The organism is Synechococcus sp. MVIR-18-1 (assembly GCF_014279835.1).
Lineage (GTDB): Bacteria > Cyanobacteriota > Cyanobacteriia > PCC-6307 > Cyanobiaceae > Synechococcus_C.
In genome coordinates, this window is record NZ_CP047942.1 from 760,479 (window position 1) to 780,224 (window position 19,746).

16 protein-coding genes are annotated in these 19,746 nt (G+C 54.6%); 8 read left to right on the plus strand and 8 right to left on the minus strand.

What is annotated here, in order from left to right; genetic code table 11:
• Positions 1-18: 18 nt before the first annotated feature.
• The 3 genes from SynMVIR181_RS04020 to SynMVIR181_RS04030 form a co-directional block, all read right to left on the minus strand.
• Positions 19-336 carry a helix-turn-helix transcriptional regulator gene (locus SynMVIR181_RS04020; protein WP_186590069.1) on the minus strand — a complete coding sequence of 106 codons (318 nt, stop codon included), beginning with the start codon at positions 334-336 and terminating at the stop codon, positions 19-21.
• A 110-nt stretch (positions 337-446) separates the two neighbouring features.
• A complete protein-coding gene (locus SynMVIR181_RS04025; protein WP_186590070.1) occupies positions 447-1,046 on the minus strand; it encodes a hypothetical protein in 600 nt (199 codons plus the stop codon).
• A 118-nt stretch (positions 1,047-1,164) separates the two neighbouring features.
• The gene (locus tag SynMVIR181_RS04030) at positions 1,165-2,193 is read right to left on the minus strand and encodes a helix-turn-helix domain-containing protein (protein WP_186590071.1); all 1,029 of its coding nucleotides are present in this window, start codon (positions 2,191-2,193) and stop codon (positions 1,165-1,167) included.
• A gap of 149 nt (positions 2,194-2,342) precedes the next feature.
• Here SynMVIR181_RS04030 and SynMVIR181_RS04035 point away from each other — a divergent pair, with 149 nt between their 5' ends.
• Complete coding sequence (locus tag SynMVIR181_RS04035) at positions 2,343-3,407, plus strand: sulfotransferase (RefSeq protein ID WP_186590072.1); 1,065 nt, start codon at positions 2,343-2,345, stop codon at positions 3,405-3,407.
• Between the two features lie 27 nt (positions 3,408-3,434).
• Here the strand turns inward: SynMVIR181_RS04035 and SynMVIR181_RS04040 are convergent, their stop codons facing one another.
• Both SynMVIR181_RS04040 and SynMVIR181_RS04045 read right to left on the minus strand, forming a co-directional pair.
• Positions 3,435-4,400: a hypothetical protein gene (locus SynMVIR181_RS04040; protein ID WP_186590073.1), complete on the minus strand. Its 966-nt coding sequence runs from the start codon at positions 4,398-4,400 to the stop codon at positions 3,435-3,437.
• A complete protein-coding gene (locus tag SynMVIR181_RS04045) occupies positions 4,397-4,933 on the minus strand; it encodes a hypothetical protein (RefSeq protein ID WP_255444425.1) in 537 nt (178 codons plus the stop codon). Before SynMVIR181_RS04045 ends, SynMVIR181_RS04040 begins: the two co-directional genes overlap by 4 nt.
• 38 nt (positions 4,934-4,971) lie before the next feature.
• Here SynMVIR181_RS04045 and SynMVIR181_RS04050 point away from each other — a divergent pair, with 38 nt between their 5' ends.
• A complete protein-coding gene (locus SynMVIR181_RS04050; protein WP_186590491.1) occupies positions 4,972-5,241 on the plus strand; it encodes a hypothetical protein in 270 nt (89 codons plus the stop codon).
• On the opposite strand, the gene SynMVIR181_RS04055 is transcribed toward SynMVIR181_RS04050, so the two are convergent.
• Positions 5,226-6,740, minus strand: coding sequence for an MFS transporter (locus SynMVIR181_RS04055; protein ID WP_255444426.1), 1,515 nt, complete (start codon positions 6,738-6,740; stop codon positions 5,226-5,228). The two genes, SynMVIR181_RS04050 and SynMVIR181_RS04055, sit on opposite strands and share 16 nt — an antisense overlap.
• A gap of 196 nt (positions 6,741-6,936) precedes the next feature.
• Between SynMVIR181_RS04055 and SynMVIR181_RS04060 the strand changes: the two genes are divergently transcribed.
• The 5 genes from SynMVIR181_RS04060 (at position 6,937) to ribD (ending at position 16,675) form a co-directional block, all read left to right on the plus strand.
• Positions 6,937-9,438, plus strand: a complete 2,502-nt coding sequence (locus SynMVIR181_RS04060; protein WP_186590075.1) for a GH116 family glycosyl hydrolase — start codon at positions 6,937-6,939, stop codon at positions 9,436-9,438.
• 421 nt (positions 9,439-9,859) lie between these two features.
• Positions 9,860-11,485 carry an autotransporter outer membrane beta-barrel domain-containing protein gene (locus SynMVIR181_RS04065; protein WP_222929425.1) on the plus strand — a complete coding sequence of 542 codons (1,626 nt, stop codon included), beginning with the start codon at positions 9,860-9,862 and terminating at the stop codon, positions 11,483-11,485.
• A 433-nt stretch (positions 11,486-11,918) separates the two neighbouring features.
• Positions 11,919-14,921: a glycosyl hydrolase family 18 protein gene (locus SynMVIR181_RS04070; protein ID WP_186590077.1), complete on the plus strand. Its 3,003-nt coding sequence runs from the start codon at positions 11,919-11,921 to the stop codon at positions 14,919-14,921.
• A 171-nt stretch (positions 14,922-15,092) separates the two neighbouring features.
• Positions 15,093-15,590, plus strand: coding sequence for a DUF3122 domain-containing protein (locus SynMVIR181_RS04075; protein WP_186590493.1), 498 nt, complete (start codon positions 15,093-15,095; stop codon positions 15,588-15,590).
• Complete coding sequence (gene ribD, locus SynMVIR181_RS04080; protein WP_186590078.1) at positions 15,590-16,675, plus strand: bifunctional diaminohydroxyphosphoribosylaminopyrimidine deaminase/5-amino-6-(5-phosphoribosylamino)uracil reductase RibD; 1,086 nt, start codon at positions 15,590-15,592, stop codon at positions 16,673-16,675. Before SynMVIR181_RS04075 ends, ribD begins: the two co-directional genes overlap by 1 nt.
• A gap of 52 nt (positions 16,676-16,727) precedes the next feature.
• Here ribD and SynMVIR181_RS04085 read toward each other — a convergent pair whose 3' ends face one another.
• Positions 16,728-17,468 (minus strand): potassium channel family protein, encoded by a 741-nt coding sequence (locus tag SynMVIR181_RS04085; protein ID WP_186590079.1) that lies wholly within the window; start codon positions 17,466-17,468, stop codon positions 16,728-16,730.
• Positions 17,469-17,470: 2 nt separating this feature from the next.
• On the minus strand, positions 17,471-17,620 hold the full coding sequence (locus tag SynMVIR181_RS04090) for a hypothetical protein (protein ID WP_186590080.1): 150 nt from the start codon (positions 17,618-17,620) through the stop codon (positions 17,471-17,473).
• A gap of 51 nt (positions 17,621-17,671) precedes the next feature.
• Here SynMVIR181_RS04090 and ftsH point away from each other — a divergent pair, with 51 nt between their 5' ends.
• Complete coding sequence (gene ftsH / locus SynMVIR181_RS04095) at positions 17,672-19,555, plus strand: ATP-dependent zinc metalloprotease FtsH (RefSeq protein ID WP_186590081.1); 1,884 nt, start codon at positions 17,672-17,674, stop codon at positions 19,553-19,555.
• The last annotated feature ends 191 nt before the right edge of the window (positions 19,556-19,746 follow it).

Below are 19,746 nucleotides of genomic sequence, written 5' to 3' on the forward strand. Positions count from 1 at the left end.
TGGGATCTTTGGCAACGATCAGCGATTCGTTGACTTCAGCCAGGTCTCGCTTGGAGTTTCTGCAAACAGCTTTTGGTAGGCCTTGGCGAAATGTCCGCGGCTCTGGAATCCGTAATGCTGGGCAACTTGGCTGATGGTTTTAAACCTTTCGTCTTCCCGTGCTTCCGTTGATCGCAGGATCCAATTCACTCGCTCGAGGCGTATATGTTTCATCATTTCCATCGGCCCCATTCCGAATGCTTCTTTTGCACCTTGGATCAGGGTTCGTCTTGATGCAAACAGCGATTCGCTGATTTGATCAAGATTGCTTCCAACATGAGCGTTTTCGAAGGCCAAATTGACAAATTCTTTGATGAGGATCTGTCGGGGAGATGGTGCGTGAGGCAAATAAGAAATGTTGGGCTTATCGCTAATAGACTTTACTAATTCTGCGTAGAGATGATTTGTTATTTGCCGTTTTTTTCTGATGTTAACGCTGGTTTAACGAGAAGCCTCTGACATATTTTTCGAAAATGTGCATGCATCCTAGGGGTGATCTGCAATGCATTGCTGGCTTCGAGTTGTTCAATTAGATCTTCTCGTTCACAGTAAGAAATGAAAGCATTGAAACGGCTGATAGAGAGAATGATGAGATAAGTGGTTGTATTCGCTGTGAGTTGGAAATGAGATTCTTTCTGCCCTTGGCGAAACCCATTGAGGGAATAGGGCGCAATCGGTTTGTTGAACATCAGGTGCTCATCGGCCAGTCCTGTGGCTTCAAAACAAAAACTCATGCAATCGGGTCCTCTATCTCCATTCAGGAGTAGGCGCTGATTGGTGCGGATTTCTAGCAGGACCATACTGCCTAGGCCTGTCAAGCTGAACTGTCCATGCAGTGCGCCTCTGCTGACCTGAACCACGTCAAAGGATTTTCCGACCAGCATGAACAGCTGCTTCAGTTCGCTCGCAGAGTGAAATCCAGTTGTTATGTGCTGATCAGTCCGATCACCATTTGATAGTTGTGAGAAGGTTCCAAGATGAGATGAGCTGATGCTGCTGGCAGACACGATCGTTACTTAGACCTCCTTGTTGTAAGCGAGTTTTTCTGCATCAATGATTTTGGTGCATCGCGGGAGTGTGTGTCTTGAAGGGGTAGGGATTCGTCTTTCTTGGATTCATTTTCGTCTACATCGTATGGATCATGTTTGCTTTCGAAAGTGTTTGCCTTGGTGATTCGCCAAATTGATTTTGATAGGAAGCTGAAAAATGTCCTCGGCTTGAGAAGCCAAAATGACTTGCAATTTCTCCTACCTTATTTAGCTTTAGTTCTCTTCGTAACTCTTTGGATCTGAGGAAGTGATTCACTTCCTCGAGGCGGATTAAGCGAAGCAGCTCCATTGGTCCCATTTGGAAGTTTTCTTTGCAACCTTGTATGAGAGTGCGCCTTGAGCTAAAGAGAATATTGCTGACATCATCAAGCTTGAGCGGGTTTGTGCTGTTATCGAATCCCCAACTGATCAATTTGCAAACCAGTTGTTGGCGTGGTGCTAGTTCGAATGCCTTGAAGGATTGATTGTTTCTGCTTGAAAGCGCTTCCAGCATCAGCGCGAAGATCTCTCCTGTATGCAGTGAACGCAATTCTGGGTTGTTAGATGGGTTGTTTAAATGCCAGCAAAGATTGTTTGCAATTGCAGAATAATGTGCTGGATTTAGCTGTAATGAATTGCTGGTATAGAGACTATCCCGTAATTCAAACGCTCCGCAGCATTCAAGAAATCTACAGAATTTTTTGGCTGAGGTGATGGCGATAACAGTTGTTGAGCTTGCTGTTAATTGGAAATGGCTTTCGTTGAGATCTAGTTTGAATCCATGTAGGGAATGGGATTCAATGGATTGGCAGTAAACTTTGTGATCAGAATGGTTCCCACTCGTTTCTAAACTAAACGTGATGCAATCTTGTCCGCGTTCGCCGTTGAGTAAGAGCAGCTGATTGGTTTCAATACTAAAAATGCTGAGATCATTGAGGTGAACAACAGCGAAGTGGCCTTGAAGTTGACCGGTAGACAGCTGTAAAACATCAAATTGTTTGCCAAGCCTTAAGAGCACAGCGGCTAATTCGCTGGCGGAGTTAAATTTGGTACTCCAACTAATGCTTTGCGATGAGCCGGGAGGGACAGAATATTGGTTGGTTATTGCGCTTGGCGTCTGCAACATGCTTGGCTCCTCACGCAATGGTGTGCAAATTATGCATAGTTTTCGCTAAAAATGGCAATAAGACTCCCTAAGTACTTTGTTGGGGACCATTGCGGTTTCGAAATGAGCCTTCGTTCTGTCCCTGCGGGCTGCGGGTTTCTAGGTTTGTGATGTCTGTGTCTCGCCTTTTCGATGTGCTGGTCGCTGGGGGATGCATTCGCCCCACCACGCTGCTTGCTGGGTTAAGGCATGGATCCGTGTCCCCAAGGCGTTTTCCCGTTGCGTTGTTGCTTACGGCCAGCGGCTTGGCGGTCGAGCCGTTTGCCTGGCTGCAAGCCCTGATCTATGGGCGCAGGATTCAGGCTTGCGCCTGCCCTGATAACCCAGTGGTGGTGATTGGTCACTGGCGCAGCGGCACCACCTATCTGCACCAGCTGTTGGCGGCTGATCCAGCTGCAGCCACCGCTCGCAACCACTTCACCATTGCGCCGCAGGCTGCCTTGGTGCTGAAACCGCTGCTCAAGCCCCTGTTGAAGTGGGGGATGACACAGCATCGCCCCATCGATGCTGTGCCCTGGGGAGCAGAGGATCCCCAGGAAGACGAGGTGGGGTTGGCCCGGCTCACCATGGACACCAACATGGCGGGCATTGCTTTTCCTCAGCATTACCCAACGCATTTCCGCCGCGCTGTGCTCAACAGCACGCCCGAGTTTGAGCAGACGTTGCTTCATTTCACTCGCCTTACCTGGTTGCATGAGGGAGCTGGTAAAAACCACCTGGTGATCAAAAATTCTGCGCACACCGCACGGGTTGTTTTGCTACTGCGTCTGTTTCCGCGGGCCCGGTTTGTCTATCTGTACCGGTGGCCGATCGATTCGATTCGTTCGCTTGCGCAGGTCAAGCAGCGGTTAGCTCAATTGGTAGGCCTGCAAGAGCCTCCATCCAGCCTGCGACAAGTGAAGGAAACAGCGGCGGCCCATGACCAATTGCAAGAGGCCTTTGCTCGCTCGCGGCATTTGATCCCCAAGGGGCAGCTGGTGGAGATCGCTTACGACGACTTGGTGCAGTCACCGCTGAATACGCTGCAGCGGATTTACAGCGCTCTTAAAATTGGGGGTTGGGACTCTGCGCGCGAGGCGATTGCGGCTCGCATTGCCAAGGGCAGGGCGTATCAAGCGGAGCCTGTTGTCTTAGATCCGGAGGCTGAGCAACGCCTGCAGGAGTTGCTCAGCTGAGCCGGAGGTGTCTCTATGGCGGACCGGTTACTGACCGAAGGCCACCTGACAGGCTGCATTGAGCAATTGGGCCTCATTGGCATTGAGCGGTGCTCCGCCGTTGAGGGTGCCATCGCGGCAGTTGGCGTTGAAGCGCAGCGTGTCGTAACCGTTGTCGGCTTCAAAACTCACCACATCCCCAGTGGCCGTCACGCTGGGGTAATAGAGGGAGTAATCGGAGTTGGGGACTTCGATGTAGCTCACTTGACTGGTTTGAGCTGAATTCACCAGCCTGTTGATGGTGCCAAAGGTGGCCATGCCAGCAAGACCCCAGGCGGCTGCTTGGCCGGGATACCAACGCCAATTGTTGTAATAGGACCCGCCATACCAGCCGTTGTTCCAGGGGCGATTGTTCGACCAGCTCGATCCGCTGTACCAACCGTTGCCGTAGCGATCCCAGTTGTTCACGGCATCGCGGCGGGTGTTGGAGCGGTTGTTCACCCGATCATTGCGGCCGCTTTGGCGTTGATCCGTGCGGCTGGTGCGTCCCTGCTGACGGGAATCAACGTTGCTGCTGCGCGAGTTTTGGCGCGTTCCCCGGTTGTCGGTCCGGCTGGTTTGGCGCGTATCACGGGTGCCGCTGCGCGCGCTTTGCCGGTTGCTGCTCGTGCTGCTGCGCGTGCTTTGGCGGTTGCTGCGGGTGGACTGCCGGCTCCCTTGGCGGCTGCCGCTGTAGGAACTAAATCCGGTGCGGCCACTGCTGGAGCGACTGCTGGAGCGCGAACCACTGCTGCGAGAGCTGCTGCGTGATCCCCCTCCCCTGGATCCTCCGCCGCCTCTCGAGCCGCCCCCGCCGCGTCCGCCGCGTTGGCTGATCAGCAGCTCTTCTGTGGCAGACGTTGTTGTGGCAGAAGTTGGTGTCGCCTCAAAGGCGGAGAGGGCGGCTGCTGGTTGCAGCATCAGCAAAACGCCGATCGCTCCTGCCAGGCCTGTCTTTTGGACTTTGTTTGTCATTTTTGAATGGCCTCCATGAGGCGATCGCAGCCGTTGTCAAAGCAAGACACATCCACACGGCCGTTGCCGGCAAAGGCCAAGCCGAGGCGGGTGCGGCCTTGAATGGCATCCCCGCCTTGGGTCAGCACATCGGCCAGAAAGGTGGGATTGTTCACGCAAAACGCCTTGCTGTTGAAGCAAAGCTCCTCTGTTTTGAAATTGATCGAGGCGCTTTTCACTGATGTCCACGGTGCGCCTGGAGAGGCCTGTCCTTCGATGCGGACGTAGGGATCTTCAATCACGCGGTAACTCACCGTGCGTGAGCCAAATCGATGGCGATATTCCGTGGAATCATCCACATCAATGGCCTTCACTTGGCAAGAAAAGTTGGGGGAGGTTGGGGTGCTGCAGGTGGTGTCGAGCACGTAAAGCTCCTCGGCAAATACCGCTGGAGCACCAAGGCCGCTGCAGAGCGCCAGCAGAGCTGTCAGCACCTTGCTTCGTTTGGAAACAAGCATGAAAAGGGTGAGTGCGCGGAGGGATATGACCTCCATCCCTTCAAGATGGCCACAGCGAGAGCGGTGTGGTTGAAATGTGCACCAATGGGATCAAGGAGCGCCGGCAACGCCTCCACGACATCCTGTTGGCTCTCCTGGCCCAACAGGGTGATTTAGAGCTGATGGATGTGGATAATCCCTCCGGCTTGGTGAGTGGGGGCAGCCGAGATACGCCAGCCGATGCCGCCCGCTGGCTGGAGCGAAATCGACGGGTGTTGCAGCGCTATCAAGCTTTGGTGCGTACAGCGGTCACGCTCGATGCCCTGCTTGATGCGGAAGACGGCATCGCTCAGGAACCTTCTTGATGGAGCAGTTGTTGCTCGCGGCCAATGATCAACAGCAGCAAGCTGATCGCAAACAGCAGCCCCGTGAGCACTGCCACAACCAGCATCGTTCCCGCTAGCCCCTGGGTGTAGGCCTCCCGCAGAAGATTGAGAAGCTGCTGAGACGCCGATCCCTCAAGCGAGATCGGGCTATTGCGCAAAAACAAACGAATCTGCTCATCGCGTTGGGGCAGATGCTCCAAGCCCAGGCCTGCGGCCTGCATGCGGCTGTGCAGATCATGGAAGCCAAAGCCGCTGATCATCGTGCCGCTGGCGGCGAGCCCAAAGGCAAAGCCCAGCTGGCCGCTGGTGGTGCGAAAGGCCAGCACCGATCCAAAGCAATCCTCTGGTGCTTCCTGCACAAACAAGGCGGATTGCGGCACCGCCACAAAGGCCAGGCCGAGGCCGGCCAGCATCAGGGCCGGCAGCAGCTGCCAGTAGGGCGTTTGCACTTGCACGATCGCGAATAGGGCCAGGCCGAGCACCAGCGCCAGGCTGCCGCCCGCCATCAACATCAAGGTGCGCCGGCCAGGACCCATCCAGCGCCCGGCGTAGATCCCCGCCACGCCAAAACAGATCAGGAAGGGCAGCTGAGCGAAGGCCACCGCACTGGTGCTGTATCCCTGCACCAGCTGCCAGAAGTTGCTGGTTTGCAGCTGCACCACCGCTTGGGCCACATTCCAGCCGATCCCATTGATCACGGCTGCAGCAAAGAACCCGCGCAGGTACAGCCGCGGCGGAAACATCGGTTTGCGGCTGCGCCGCTCAAGGCTGATGTGCAGCACAAACAACAGCAGTCCGCTGCAGGCCGGCAGCCAGAAGCTGGGGCTGCGCAGCCCTAAAGCGGCGTGGTTGATGCCAAATAAAAACAGCACCATGGCGATCGCGATGCTCGCCAGGCCAGGGAGGTCGGGCTTGAGGGCGCGATTGCCTGGAATCGCTGGCAGCAGTGCTGGTAAGAGCAGCAGGCTGGCGCTGCAAATGATCGGCACCAGCAAAAAAGACAGGCGCCAATTGATGGTGGCCATCCAGCCACCGATCAGGGAGCCGCTGATGAAGCCCACCACGATCAGCAGGTTCCAGAGGCCCAGGGCGGCGCTCACGCCAGCGGCGGGTGTCACGAAGCGCACGCTGGCAAAGGTGCTGGTGAGCACCGAGCCGAGGGCGATGCCGGTGAGGGCACGGCCGAGCAGGAAGAGGCCCGCCTCGCCCGACAGCATTGACAGCAGATTCCCCACCACCGCGAGCAGCAGCGAGGCCGCCAGCACCCTGCGCCGGCCAAAACGGTCGCCGAAAAAGCCCATCACCAGCACCGATGCGGCTTGGGCCAGGGTCGACACGCTGGCGCCGAGGGCCAACACAGCGCCATGCATCTGCAAGGCATCGCTGGCTTTCACCAAGGCGATATTGGCCACGCTGGGGTCGATCAGCTGCAGGCTGGCGAGGATGCCTAGAAAGGGGATGCAAGCCAGCGATTGCAATTCCCTTAAATTGCCAACTCTCACTGGGTTCTCACGCGTTTTCCATCAGGGCAGCGCCAACGGCACAAGGGGCTGGACTTGGCTGCCGGTGAGCGTTTAAAGGCTGTATGGGGGAAGGGCTCAGTCGTCTTGCTCCTAGCAAGGCCCTGGCTCTTCTGGCCAGCTCTGGCAATCTGGGTCAACTTTCGGCCTCTGCATGGCACCGCTCGGACTGTCCGCATTGCGTTCACGGCTGAGCCGCGGCTCATCAGGGAAGGGCTGGCAACCACCAGAGGCCAGCTGGAGCCGTTCGTTTGGCTTGGGCTGGCAGTCCCCGTTCACGGTGCGCTACGCCAGCAACCTCGACGATGGCCCCTGGCATGGCATGCCCCTGGGTGGTTTTGGTGCCGGTTGTATCGGCCGCAGCTCCCGTGGTGATTTCAACCTTTGGAACCTTGATGGCGGTGAGCATTGGTACGGCAGCATTCCCGATTGCCAATTCGCGCTTTGGGAACAGCAAGGCGATCAGGTGCGCGTGCATGCCTTGGCCACAGAGCCAACGCGTGATGACTCCAGGCCGGAGTCAGGCAAGCCTCTGAGCAGCTGGCAGTGGTATCCCGCCAGCACGGAGGAGACCAGCACCGGTACCTATGCCGCTCGCTATCCCCTGAGTTGGAATCACTACGCCGGGGTGTTTCGCGCTGAGGTGAGCTGCGAGGCGTTCAGCCCGATCCTTCCGGGTGATTACCAACGCAGCAGTTATCCGGTGGCGGTGTTCCGCTGGACGCTCAGCAACCCCACCAACAAGCCCTTAGATCTGTCGTTGCTGCTGAGTTGGCGCAACACGGTGGGCTGGTTTACCAACACCGATTCCTCGGCAGAGGTGCACTTCCGTGATGACGGCAGCCCCGAGCACAACTACGCCCCAGCGATTGGAGCAGGCGATGGCCAGAGCAACCGCTGGATCGATGGCGATGGCCTGAGCGGGGTGCTGCTCGATGGCAAGCGCTCCACGCCGGTGGCGGAAGGGGAAGGTCAGTGGTGTCTGGCTCTACCAGACACGTTGGAAGGGGTGGAGCTGATGCGCTGCAGCCGCTGGGATCCCAGTGGTGATGGCGCTGAGCTCTGGCAGCCCTTTGCCGCGGGTGGGGTGATCCCCGATAGCAACAACGATCGCACCAGCCGTAAGGGTGAGCACGCCAGTGCGGCGATCGCCGTGAAATTCACCCTGGCGCCGGGTGAAACCCGAGAGATTCCGGTGGCGATCAGCTGGGATCTGCCAGTCACGAGCTTTGCGACCGGGGTGCGCGACCTGCGCCGCTACACCGACTTTTATGGCGCTGATGGCTGCCATGCGGCGGCGATTGCGGCAGAAGCACTGCGCGATTGGACGTCTTGGCACGAGCAAATCGAAGCCTGGCAAGCGCCGGTGTTGGCGCGCAAGGAGCTTCCTGAGGAGCTGCGCATGGCGCTGTTCAACGAGCTCTATGACCTCGCCAGTGGCGGCAGCCTCTGGACGGCCGCCAGCTCCAAGGATCCCTATGGCCGCTTTGGGGTGCTCGAGTGCCTCGATTACGCCTGGTACGAAAGCCTTGATGTGCGTTTGTACGGCTCCTTTGCGCTGTTGCAGCTCTGGCCGGAGCTGGATAAGGCGGTGATTCGCAGCTTTGCTAGGGCCATCCCTGCGGCAGATGCCACCCAACGGCCGATCGGTTGGTATTTCACCCAGGGCCGCGGCCGAGTGGAAGCAGACCGCAAGGTGAAAGGTGCTACGCCTCACGATTTGGGAGCACCGAATGAGGTGCCGTTTGATGCCACCAACTACACCGCCTATCAAGACTGCAATCTCTGGAAAGATCTCGCCAGCGATTACGTCTTGCAGGTGTGGCGCACGTTCAAATTGGCGCCCACCGGAGAAGACCTGAGCTTTCTGGCGGAGTGCTGGCCTGCGGCGGTGCAGGCGTTGCATTACCTCAAGCAATTTGATGTGAATGCCGATGGCCTGCCCGATAACGGCGGTGCGCCGGATCAAACCTTTGATGATTGGCCGCTCAAAGGGGTAAGTGCCTACTGCGGTGCGCTTTGGATCGCGGCCTTGGAAGCGGCCTTGGCGATGGCCCAACGGCTGCAGCTGGAGCTGGGATTGGAGACCGGCGATGAGCAGCACACCTTCAGTGGCTGGCTGGAGCAATCACGCGCGAATTTTGATGCGCTGCTTTGGAACGGTGAGTACTACGACATCGATGCTGAAAGCGGCACGCCGGTGGTGATGGCCGATCAGCTTTGCGGTGATTTTTATGCGCGCTTGCTGGAGTTACCGCCGGTGGTGAGTGAGGCCAACAGCCGCAGCACCTTGAAGGCGGTGAAGGAAGCCTGCTTCGACAACTTTGCTGGCGGAACGCTCGGGGTGGCCAATGGTTTGCGCCGTGATGGCACACCCCTGGATCCGAATGGGACGCACCCCTTGGAGGTGTGGACGGGGATCAACTTTGGAATCGCCAGCTATTACCGCTTGATGGGAGAGGGCAAAACCGCAGAAGCGATTTGTTCAGCGGTGGTGACCCAGGTGTATTCGGGGGGCTTGCAATTCCGCACCCCAGAAGCGATCACGGCCGTGAACACCTTTCGGGCCTGCCATTACCTGCGGGCGATGGCGATTTGGGGCCTCTGGGCAACGCACACCAATTGGGAAACGATACCTGGGGCTAGTAATGATTAAAATAGGAATAGGATGTATTTATCTCATCAGCTTTTTTTAATCGGTAATGGTTGAAAGGTTGCTGTTTTGAGAAAAAAGCCGCAATTTTCTGCAGAGTTTGCTTTTTAAATTAAAATATTTAGATTAGTTCCACAGTCTGATGAGCAGTTCCTCCAGTCCAGAAAGTGTCTTTTTTGAATCCTTAACTTCTTTTGTTGGGGCTTTTGTTCTGTTGTTGGGTGTTCCGTTATCTTCAATTGCGAATCCGACAGAGCTCGGTACTGAGCACCTGCCTGAGCCGATTAAGGCTGAGGTAGGGGCTAATTGTTATTTGATTACTTCCTACACTGTGACGCCTGCGTCTTAAGCATCTTGGGGAGAGGCTGAAGCAGCTAGGGGCTTTGTGAATACCCCTTGGGCTCCAAATGGAGACTCTCCTTCTTTGGCTTCAAAATACGGGTCCTACGCATTTCTTGCTGACCCTGCTTATTACACCAGTCCTGCGAATATACCTAGTAACGCGACATACGTATTAAAAGACCCCAAGCTGAATTCGAGTAATGGTCTTTTTTATTACCAGAATAGTGAACAGTTGCATTACACAACAGCAGCTGGAAGCGATAATGGTTATAAAGTTCAGTTCTACGCAGGAGAAGATTTCTCGGGCAATTGTGAAGAGTCTGGCCCCGGAAATATTGACGATTTTATAGACATCCTTGATGAAACCCCTTCAGACATCGATGCTGGAATTCTTTCAAGACTTAGAGGTTTAAGTAAATCAGAGCGCCAAGCCAGGTTGGGTGAGCTTGTCAGTGCACTTCTTATTCCACGTAATGTGATTGCAGCAGGAGGTTTGGCTACGCAAGCCTTCAGTAATGATCTTGCAGACACGATTTTAGAGCAATTACCAACGCGTTATTTGATGGAAGTAGAAGAGGAGGTTGTTGTTGAGATCGACGAAGTCGAAACAGAGGAAGAGGTTGTTCCTACTCGTGAGCCTGTGCGTGGGCTGTGGATGAAGGATGGAGAGGTGGATGATGCCCAGGCTTCTGATTATCTTGATAAGACGGTGATTGCATCAGCGAGTCAATCCACTGATGCGTTAGAGATCGGAGGGATTAATTATGTGGAGGATCAAGATCCAAGAAGTATTTATCTCAATGGTGGGATGCGTGCCTGGGTGAAAGGATTTGCAGGAAGCATGTCACCGTTTAGTACCGGTGGGCTTGAGAAGAATGGTATTTATTACCCCGATGTGTATAACGACTTCTACTCAACGCATGGTGGCGTTGTTGTTGGTGTGGATGCACCGGTTGCCGATAAGGTTCAAGTTGGTGTTTTTGGGCACTACGGAAGCATCTCGCTGAATCAGTTTGCTGGTGAGTTCACAGGCAATGGTTCTTGGAATCCATCGGGCTGGGGCGGAGGCCTAACGGCTTCTTACGTGGATAAAGGGTTCTATGTTCAAGGCCTTTTTGGAGCTACATCTTTTTCAGGTGAAAACAAACGCCAGGTTTTGCTTGGCGGTGTGATCGATGAAACGTACACGGCCACAAAGAACACCACCTCTTATGTTGGCGCCGTGCGTGTTGGTGCTCCTGTGCTGTGGGTCGGAGTGATTGTTGACCCACAGTTAACGGCAACGTGGAACGGCAACAACGATGCGTCCTATACGGAATCAGGCCGGTATGACGCGTTGGCATTAAAGGTCAAGTCTTATTCCGATCATTTTCTGCAAACAGCGCTTGGATCCAAGTTTTCATGGCCGATTCCCTATGACAACGGCAATCTGTTGACGCCGTCATTGCGTGTTGCTTGGCTTGCTGATTGGAACACCAACAATGGCGATGTGTCATATCAAAGGGCTAATGCAGAGAATCCAACAACGGCCAAGATTCCATCCAATCAAGAGATGGAAAACGGAGTGTTGTTAGAAGGAGGCGTTGATTACGCGATCTTTGGAGGCGAATCATCGTCTTGGATGCTGTATGCCAAAGGAGGCGCCAAGGTTTGGTTCAGTAAGTCTGCTGACTGGAGAGCAAGTGGCGGTGTGACCTTCCGCTTCTGATCCATCTGCTTCTTCGGATGCGCTAGCTCTGTTGCTCTTGGGGGGCTTTGAATGGTCCTTATTCACGATTGTTAGTTTTTTGCTCGCCAGCAATGGCGAGCTTTTTTGTGGTTTGAGTTCCTGTTCAGATGCAGTTAGTCATAGGCGCTCAGCAATTGAGTCATGGTTGCGTGTATTGGATTTGTAAAAGTAGTTTCAGAGTTCAGGGTTTGTGCTTCTGGATAGATCTTCCTTTACTTGCCTAAGGGAAGATCTTTGGATGATTGGTCTCCTAAATGGAGTCTAATAATCTGGGTTTGACGTTCATCTTGATAGTGCAATGCTTCAGGATTTGCTTTGTTCTGGTGCTTGCTTTGTTGCCTCAGATGATCGTTTGAATCTGATTCAGTAACTACTTATCTTTGCTCTTGTTTTTGTTCTTCATGTCTGAATGATGACTGATTCCTTCGCCAATGGTGTGACCTATCAGGTCAACCCTGCAGGATCTGATATCACCGATTTCAATTCCACTACAGATAGCCTTGATTTTGGAGAGATTTCCGTTCATGGCTTGATTCTTGGTGCATTGCCTGATGGCACAGCTGCGATTGTTAATCCCTGGGCCGATCAGGTGCAAGCGCTTCAGGGTTTGAGCTGGAGTGATCTAAGCCTCAATAACCTTGGTGTTGTTGGTAATGAACATCTCCGTCAAGATATTGGGGCGGTGTTGTCTTGGGAGCAAGCTATTGGTGCGCGTGACTCAGAAACTGTATACATACGCTCTCATCAGTTTGGCGTTCAAGAGGTCATTGATGACTTTGACCCTCAAACCCAAAAGCTGAATTTTCTCTACACAGGTACGCGCGAACGTCTGTCTGTTGTTGATACGGATCAGGGATTATTGATTCAGTTTGAGCCCACAAATCAAAGTGTACTTTTAAAGGGAGTTCAGCGCAGCGAGTTGATCGGCGCCAATCTCGAGTTTCATCACGATCAGGTGATGGAAGACAACCTTGAGGTTCCTTTTGGCTTCACAGCAGAAGAGGTTTCCCTGGTGAGCCGAGCTGGTCTGCTCACACCCCAGGCTCCCAGTGGTGCCTCCACCGATGGCGACCAGATGCGCGCTGGGCTGATGGTGAATCCCGACTCCACCGTGATAGCGATGGACGCGTTTCAGTCCATGACTGACCACTCCATGCACAACCATCCGATGCCATCGAGCTCGGGCGAATTGCAGGCCTCTGTTGCTGGCAAGCTCTATTCCGGGGGAATGGGTGGAACCCTTACGCTCTCGAACGCATCAGATGTTGCGCTTAATGATTGGTCGTTCCGTTTTTTGACCAATCAACCCGATTTTGAGAGTTGGTCGGCTGAATCCTCCGTGAACGATCTCGGTGGTGGCGTCTATCAGGTGTTGATCAAACCTCCCGCCTGGGGCCTTGAGATTCCAGCTGGTGGGTCTGTTGATCTCTCGTTTAATGCCAACAGCGTGGGATTACCGGATTCAGGCGAGCTCAGCAATGCGCTGTTTTTTGTTGCCGCACCCGGAGCCGATGTTGCGGCTCCAGATCAAGCAGACCTCAACGACACGTCTTCGCTGAGCACTGTGGATTCACCGCCCATTGTTGAGCCATCGCCAGCTGTTGAGCCATCGCCGGTGATGGCAGATTCGCAGGGACTTTCTGTATCGGCCACGATCACCGACGGATGGTCTGGGATCTTTGCGGGCGAAATCACCGTGACCAATGTTGGAGATGGTTCTGCCGGAAACGACTGGAGTGTGGATGTTGTGATGGATGCACCACTCACAATGGTTAGCAACTTTGAAGTGACGTCTTCCTTGCGAGGTGATGGTCGTTACGACGTCTCCATTTCTCCGAAAGCATGGGCTGCTCCCTTGGCTCCAGGTGCTTCACAGGCGTCCTATTACCAGGCAGCTGGTGAGTTCATCGACCCCGCTCAGGTGTTTGACTTCACCGAGAGTGTTGTTGTTGCAGAAAGCCCAGCTTCAACGCCAATGGTTGAGCCCAGTGTTGAACCCACTGTTGAAGACACTGTTGCAACCTCGGTTGATGTGCCGGTTCCAAATGGTGGCAGTGATAAACGCATCGTCACCTATTTCGAGGAATGGGGTGTGTATGAGCGCGATATCAATCTGTCCGATGTGAATGGGCAAGCGATGACCCATCTCAACTACAGCTTCTTTGATGTCAAAGCCGATGGCTCTGTTCAGCTGTTTGATGCCTATGCAGCACAGGAGAAGCGCTTTGATGCTGCTGATCAAGTGAGTCGAACCTTCACAACAGCTGAGTATCAGGCCGTTGATCCAGCTCTGATTGCTGCTTACAACTCAGATCGCTACACCATCACTGAAACGGCTGACTCTGTCACGATTACCAGTGTTCCCGTTGGTTGGAATGATGCGGGACCTCAAGATGCCGGAAATTTCGAGCAACTGAGCCGCTTTAAGGAACTCAACCCCAATGTTGAGCTTGGTTTTGCCCTTGGTGGATGGACGCTCTCAGATGAGTTCAGCACGGCCTTTACAACGCAAGCAGGCCGTGATCAGTTCACAAGTGATGTGGTGGATATTTTCAAAACCTATGAGTTCTTCAGTGTTGTGGATTTTGATTGGGAATATCCCGGTGGTGGTGGTGATGCGGGAAATGCATCGAGTGCCAATGATGGGGCCAATTTTGCTTTAGTTCTGGAACAGTTGCGCAGCGAGCTTGATGCACTCGAATCGCAAACTGGCGGAAACTATGAGGTCTCGATCGCGACGGCGGGCGGCTCAGAAAAACTCGCCAATCTCAATCTTGCCGGGATCGATCCTTACGTTGATTTTTATAATGTAATGACCTACGACTTTCACGGTGGTTGGGAGAGTCAAACCGGGCATCAGGCCGCGATGACAGGTGATGCCAACAATTACGATGTCACCACATCGGTGTCTGTCTTTGAAGAGGCTGGGGTTGCCCTCAATAAGGTTGTTTTAGGGGCTCCCGCTTATACCCGGGCTTGGGGAGGTGTTGAGGCTGGTGGCACCTTTGGTTATCAACAATCAGGCACGGGGGCTGAAGCGCAAGGGTCTTTTGAAGCTGGGGTTTATGACTACAAAGACATCGTCACCGATGTAATAACGGGGCAGACCGATCTCTACTGGGATGACAACAGCAAAGCGGCCTTTGCCTATAACGGTGATGAATGGAGCTCGATTGAAACCACCGCCACGATTGCTGGCAAAGCCGCTTATGTGCAAGAAAAGGATCTGGGCGGAATGATGTTCTGGGCCTTAAGCAATGATGCTGAAGGTGATCTCAGTTTAGTGGAAGCTGCTGATGACATTCTTCGTCAGGGTGGTTCCTATTCGGAAGCGATTGGGAATGCCCCAGAGTTTGATACTATTCTTGGGGGCAATGGTGAATTTAGTATCAGTGATTTTACGGCTTTGGCCTAAGTCTAGTTCTGCTCATTGCTGTTAAAACTTGATATTAGGGCCCATGGCTTGGCTGAATCCTCCTCCTTGCAGGGGGGGGAGGATCTCTTTGTTTTTGTCTTTCTGAGGCCATTAAGTTCCGCAGTCCTTGCAGGCAGCGCCGATGATGGCTGCATCGATTGGTCTGAACGAATGGGCGTGCTGCGTCGACTTTTGGTTTCTTTGTTAGCAGCGATGCTGCTGTTGCTGATCACCCCAAACGCAGCCCTTGCTCAGGTGCATCAGCACAACGATGAGGCTGGAGCACCGATGCTGCGCAGTCTTGAAAGTTTGCGTGACCTTGATTACGACAGCTGGCAGGCCGTTGCCTATCGCACTGGAAAGCCAGGAAATCCGGTGGTGCTGCGGATTGTGGGCTATCCCGGCAAGGTGCGGCTCGATCATCCCGTTTCGTTGCTTGTTCAAGCTGGAGTGAGGGAGTGGCAATTGGACGACATCACTCTCAAAAACCCCGCCCTCGCCAGTGACGGTCGTGAAGCTGCCGCCGAATTTGCGCTTGATCCTCTCCTCGCTGATCTGAGCAACAACCGTCCGCTGCGTTTATTTCTTCCTGGGGTATTTAACGAATTGCCCGTTCCTCCCTATGTGGTGGGTGAATGGCGCGACGTGCAAACCCAGCCGCTGAGCTGATGCAGACCGGCCCCAATCGCTGGACCTTTTGGATGCGCCGGGCGCTGCAGTTAGCAGCCTTGGCGGACGGCCAAACCAGCCCCAATCCCTTGGTGGGGGCAGTGGTTCTTGACGTGCAAGGAGCTCTGGTGGGCGAGGGTTTTCACGCCAAAGCAGGTGAGGCCCATGCCGAGGTGGGCGCACTTGCTCAAGCTGGGACGCGCGCCATGGGCGGCACGATCATCGTCACGCTTGAGCCCTGTTGTCACCAGGGCCGCACGCCCCCCTGCACGGAGGCAGTGATTCAGGCCGGCATTCAGCGCGTGGTTGTAGCACTCAAAGATCCTGATCCGCGGGTTGCTGGTGGTGGCATTCAGCGTTTACGCGATGCCGGCTTGGAGGTGGTCACCGGGGTTTTGGAGTCCGAAGCGGCGCAACAAAACCGAGCCTTTGTGCATCGCGTTCAAACCGGGCGTCCCTGGGGCCTTCTCAAGTGGGCGATGAGCTTGGATGGCCGCACCGCGCTACCGAATGGCGAAAGTCAGTGGATTAGTGCCCCTCCCGCGCGCGCTTGGGTGCATCAGTTGCGGGCTGGTTGTGATGCGGTGATTGTGGGAGGCGGCACCGTGCGCGCCGATAACCCCCTGCTCACCAGCCGTGGGGCCCGTTCGCCCGAACCCTTGCGCGTGGTGCTGAGCCGAAGCCTTGACCTGCCTGCCTACGCACAACTTTGGGACACAAGCCTGGCGGCAACGCTTCTGGCTTACGGGCCAGGTAGAGCTGATCGCTTCCTGCCTGAGGGCCCGGAACCTCTTGAACTTTTGGCCAGCGAGCCCTTGGACCTTCTGCAAGCCTTGGCTCAAAGAGGCTGCAACCGGGTGCTCTGGGAATGCGGCCCTGCCTTGGCAGCAGCGGCACTCCAGCAGGGCTGCGTGCAGGAGTTGGCGGTGGTGATTGCCCCCAAGCTTCTTGGAGGTACATTGGCGCGAACGCCCCTTGGTGACCTGGGTTTTTCGGCGATGGATCAGGTCATTCCGCTGTCGGCGCACACGGCAGAGCGGTTGGGGTGTGATCTGCTCTTGCGAGCTCTTACTCAGGATCCCTAACCCAACCTTTTGATCGAATACTTCAAGATTTTCCGCTAGCTGACCTCTGCACTCACCGTCGATCGTCGTGCTCAAAAATGTCTTCTTCTTCCATTTGTTTGGTGTAGCGACCGATCAAGACTCCCATCACTACCGCTAAATAAAGCGGTCCAATGATTCCTGTCACCACCGCCAGCATCCGCGAGACCGGCATGACCGGTTGGATGTCTCCAAAGCCCACCGTGGTTAAGCAGATAAAGGCGAAATAGTTGATTTGGGAGAAGTCATTCAGCTTCATCAGCACGCTTGCGTTGGGCCCACTGGCGGATTCTTGAAGCATGCTGAGTGGCGCGAAACTGCCCGGTTGAATGGTTTCCACCGCACTCATCACCAAACCAGCTGTGAGGCCCAACAGCAAATACCCAGCGGCAGCTCCCATCAGCAACCCAGATGTGACTCTCCGCTCCTGGGACAATCGCTCCACCAAGCGGATCACGCTCCAGCCCACCAACACACTCCAGGTGAGCACGAGTGGAACGCCACTCACCACCCAGCGCACAGGCGTGACTTGCCACAACATCAGGGCAACCAGGGCCGCGAGCCCTAGCAGCTGATACAAGCGGTCCTCAACAGTGAGCACCGTTTTGCGGATCATCACCAATTGCGTGAGCAGCAGGGCGATGAGGCCGTACCCCAGGGGGCCGATCCAGCTCAGGCGCGGAAAGGCAAAGCTCACTAGCACGACAATGCACAGGCCTAGAAGCAGCTCATAGATTTTTTCTCGATGGCGGCGCTTTGATCGATCTGATTTCATCTTCAGAGCATTCCGCCAGGCTCAGGATTCCAACAATCGCGAACGCCAGCGAGCCCAGCAAGGTGCTTGGTTTGCTTGTTGTTCATGGTCCTTTCAAACGCACTGGCTGGTCTAGACGCCAAGCCGTTCGGTTCTCCCCCCAGCATGCGCACCCATCAGGGAAACAACCGACTTAGTTTGGTGCGCATTCGGGAACCGGCTTCATGGCGATTCGAGAAGACGACAATCGCCCTAATCGGCGCTTCGGGATCATCAACCTTGTGTTGATTGGTTTCGGAGTGTTGTTGCTGCTCAGCAGCTTCATCCCCAACCAAGGCATGCAGCAGGTGCCTCGGGTGCCTTACTCACTCTTTATTGATCAGGTGAACGATGGGGCGGTCAAGCGCGCCTTCATTACCCAAGATCAGATTCGCTACGAGCTTAGTGAGGTTGAGGAGGGAGCCCCCTCCGTGCTTGCAACCACGCCGATCTTCGATATGGATCTTCCCCAACGCCTGGAAAGCAAAGGTGTTGAGTTTGCTGCTGCTCCGCCCAAGAAACCCAATATTTTCACCACCATTTTGAGCTGGGTGGTCCCCCCACTAATTTTTATCCTCGTCTTGCAGTTTTTTGCCCGTCGCTCGATGGGCGGCGGCGGAGCTCAAGGTGCACTTAATTTCACCAAGAGCAAGGCCAAGGTGTATGTGCCTGATGAGAAATCACGGGTCACGTTCGCCGATGTGGCAGGTGTGGATGAAGCCAAAGATGAGCTCAATGAAATTGTTGACTTCTTAAAAACACCGGAGCGCTACACCGATATCGGCGCACGCATTCCCAAGGGTGTGTTGCTTGTTGGCCCTCCAGGTACAGGTAAAACGTTGCTCTCCAAAGCCGTGGCTGGTGAGGCAGGTGTTCCCTTCTTCATCATCAGTGGTTCTGAATTTGTAGAACTCTTTGTGGGAGCTGGTGCTGCTCGGGTTCGTGACCTGTTCGAACAGGCTAAAAAGAACGCTCCTTGCATCATTTTTATTGATGAGCTCGATGCGATCGGTAAGAGTCGCTCAGGCTCGATGGGTGTGGTTGGAGGTAACGATGAGCGCGAACAAACGCTGAATCAACTCCTCACCGAAATGGATGGTTTTGCCTCCACAGACAAGCCTGTGATCGTGTTGGCTGCTACGAACCAGCCTGAGGTCTTAGACGCAGCCCTACTTCGTCCTGGTCGCTTTGATCGTCAGGTGCTCGTGGACCGTCCCGATCTTTCTGGTCGTAAAACAATTCTTGAGATCTACGCCAAAAAAGTAAAACTGGCTGATGCCGTCGATTTAGACAAAATCGCTCAAGCCACTAGTGGTTTTGCCGGTGCCGATCTCGCCAACCTGGTGAATGAGGCAGCCTTATTGGCAGCGCGTAATTACAAGAAAGAAGTTGTCCAAGGTGACCTCAATGAAGCCATTGAGCGCGTTGTTGCCGGCCTTGAGAAAAAGAGCAGGGTGATGCAAGACGATGAGAAAAAGGTTGTTGCTTATCACGAGGTTGGTCACGCGATCGTGGGTCACCTCATGCCCGGTGGAAGCAAAGTGGCCAAGATTTCGATCGTGCCCCGCGGCATGAGTGCCTTGGGCTACACCCTGCAACTCCCCACGGAAGAGCGTTTCCTCAATTCTCGCGAAGATTTGGAAGGACAAATTGCCACCCTGCTCGGCGGTCGCTCTGCAGAGGAGATTGTCTTCGGCAAAATCACCACGGGAGCTGCCAACGATTTGCAGCGTGCCACCGATATTGCTGAGCAGATGGTGGGCACCTATGGCATGAGCGACACCCTCGGTCCCCTTGCCTATGACAAGCAGGGCGGTGGCCGTTTCCTTGGCGGCAACAACAATCCCCGCCGCGCCGTAAGTGATGCCACAGCTCAAGCGATCGATCGTGAAGTGCGTGGCTTAGTGGACCGTGCCCACGACCAAGCCCTTTCGATTCTTCGTCAAAACATGGCGTTGCTTGAAACGATCTCCCAGAAAATTCTTGAAAAAGAAGTGATCGAAGGCGATGACCTCAGGGAGATGCTCTCGGCCAGCGTGATGCCCGAAGAGCAATCCGTTGCGGTCTAAGACCCTGCTCTGCCCTTAGAGCGGCCTCCTTTCGGTGTTCACTCGCTGCATGAACTGCCTTCTTCGGGGGGCAGTTTTTTTGTGTTCGTTGAGCTCCAGGCGCCGTGAACAGCATCGGTTCCAGCACGAAGGGGGCAGGAAGGCTTGACGAGCAGCCCTTTCATCCCCGATAACACTCCTTTGAAGCCGCT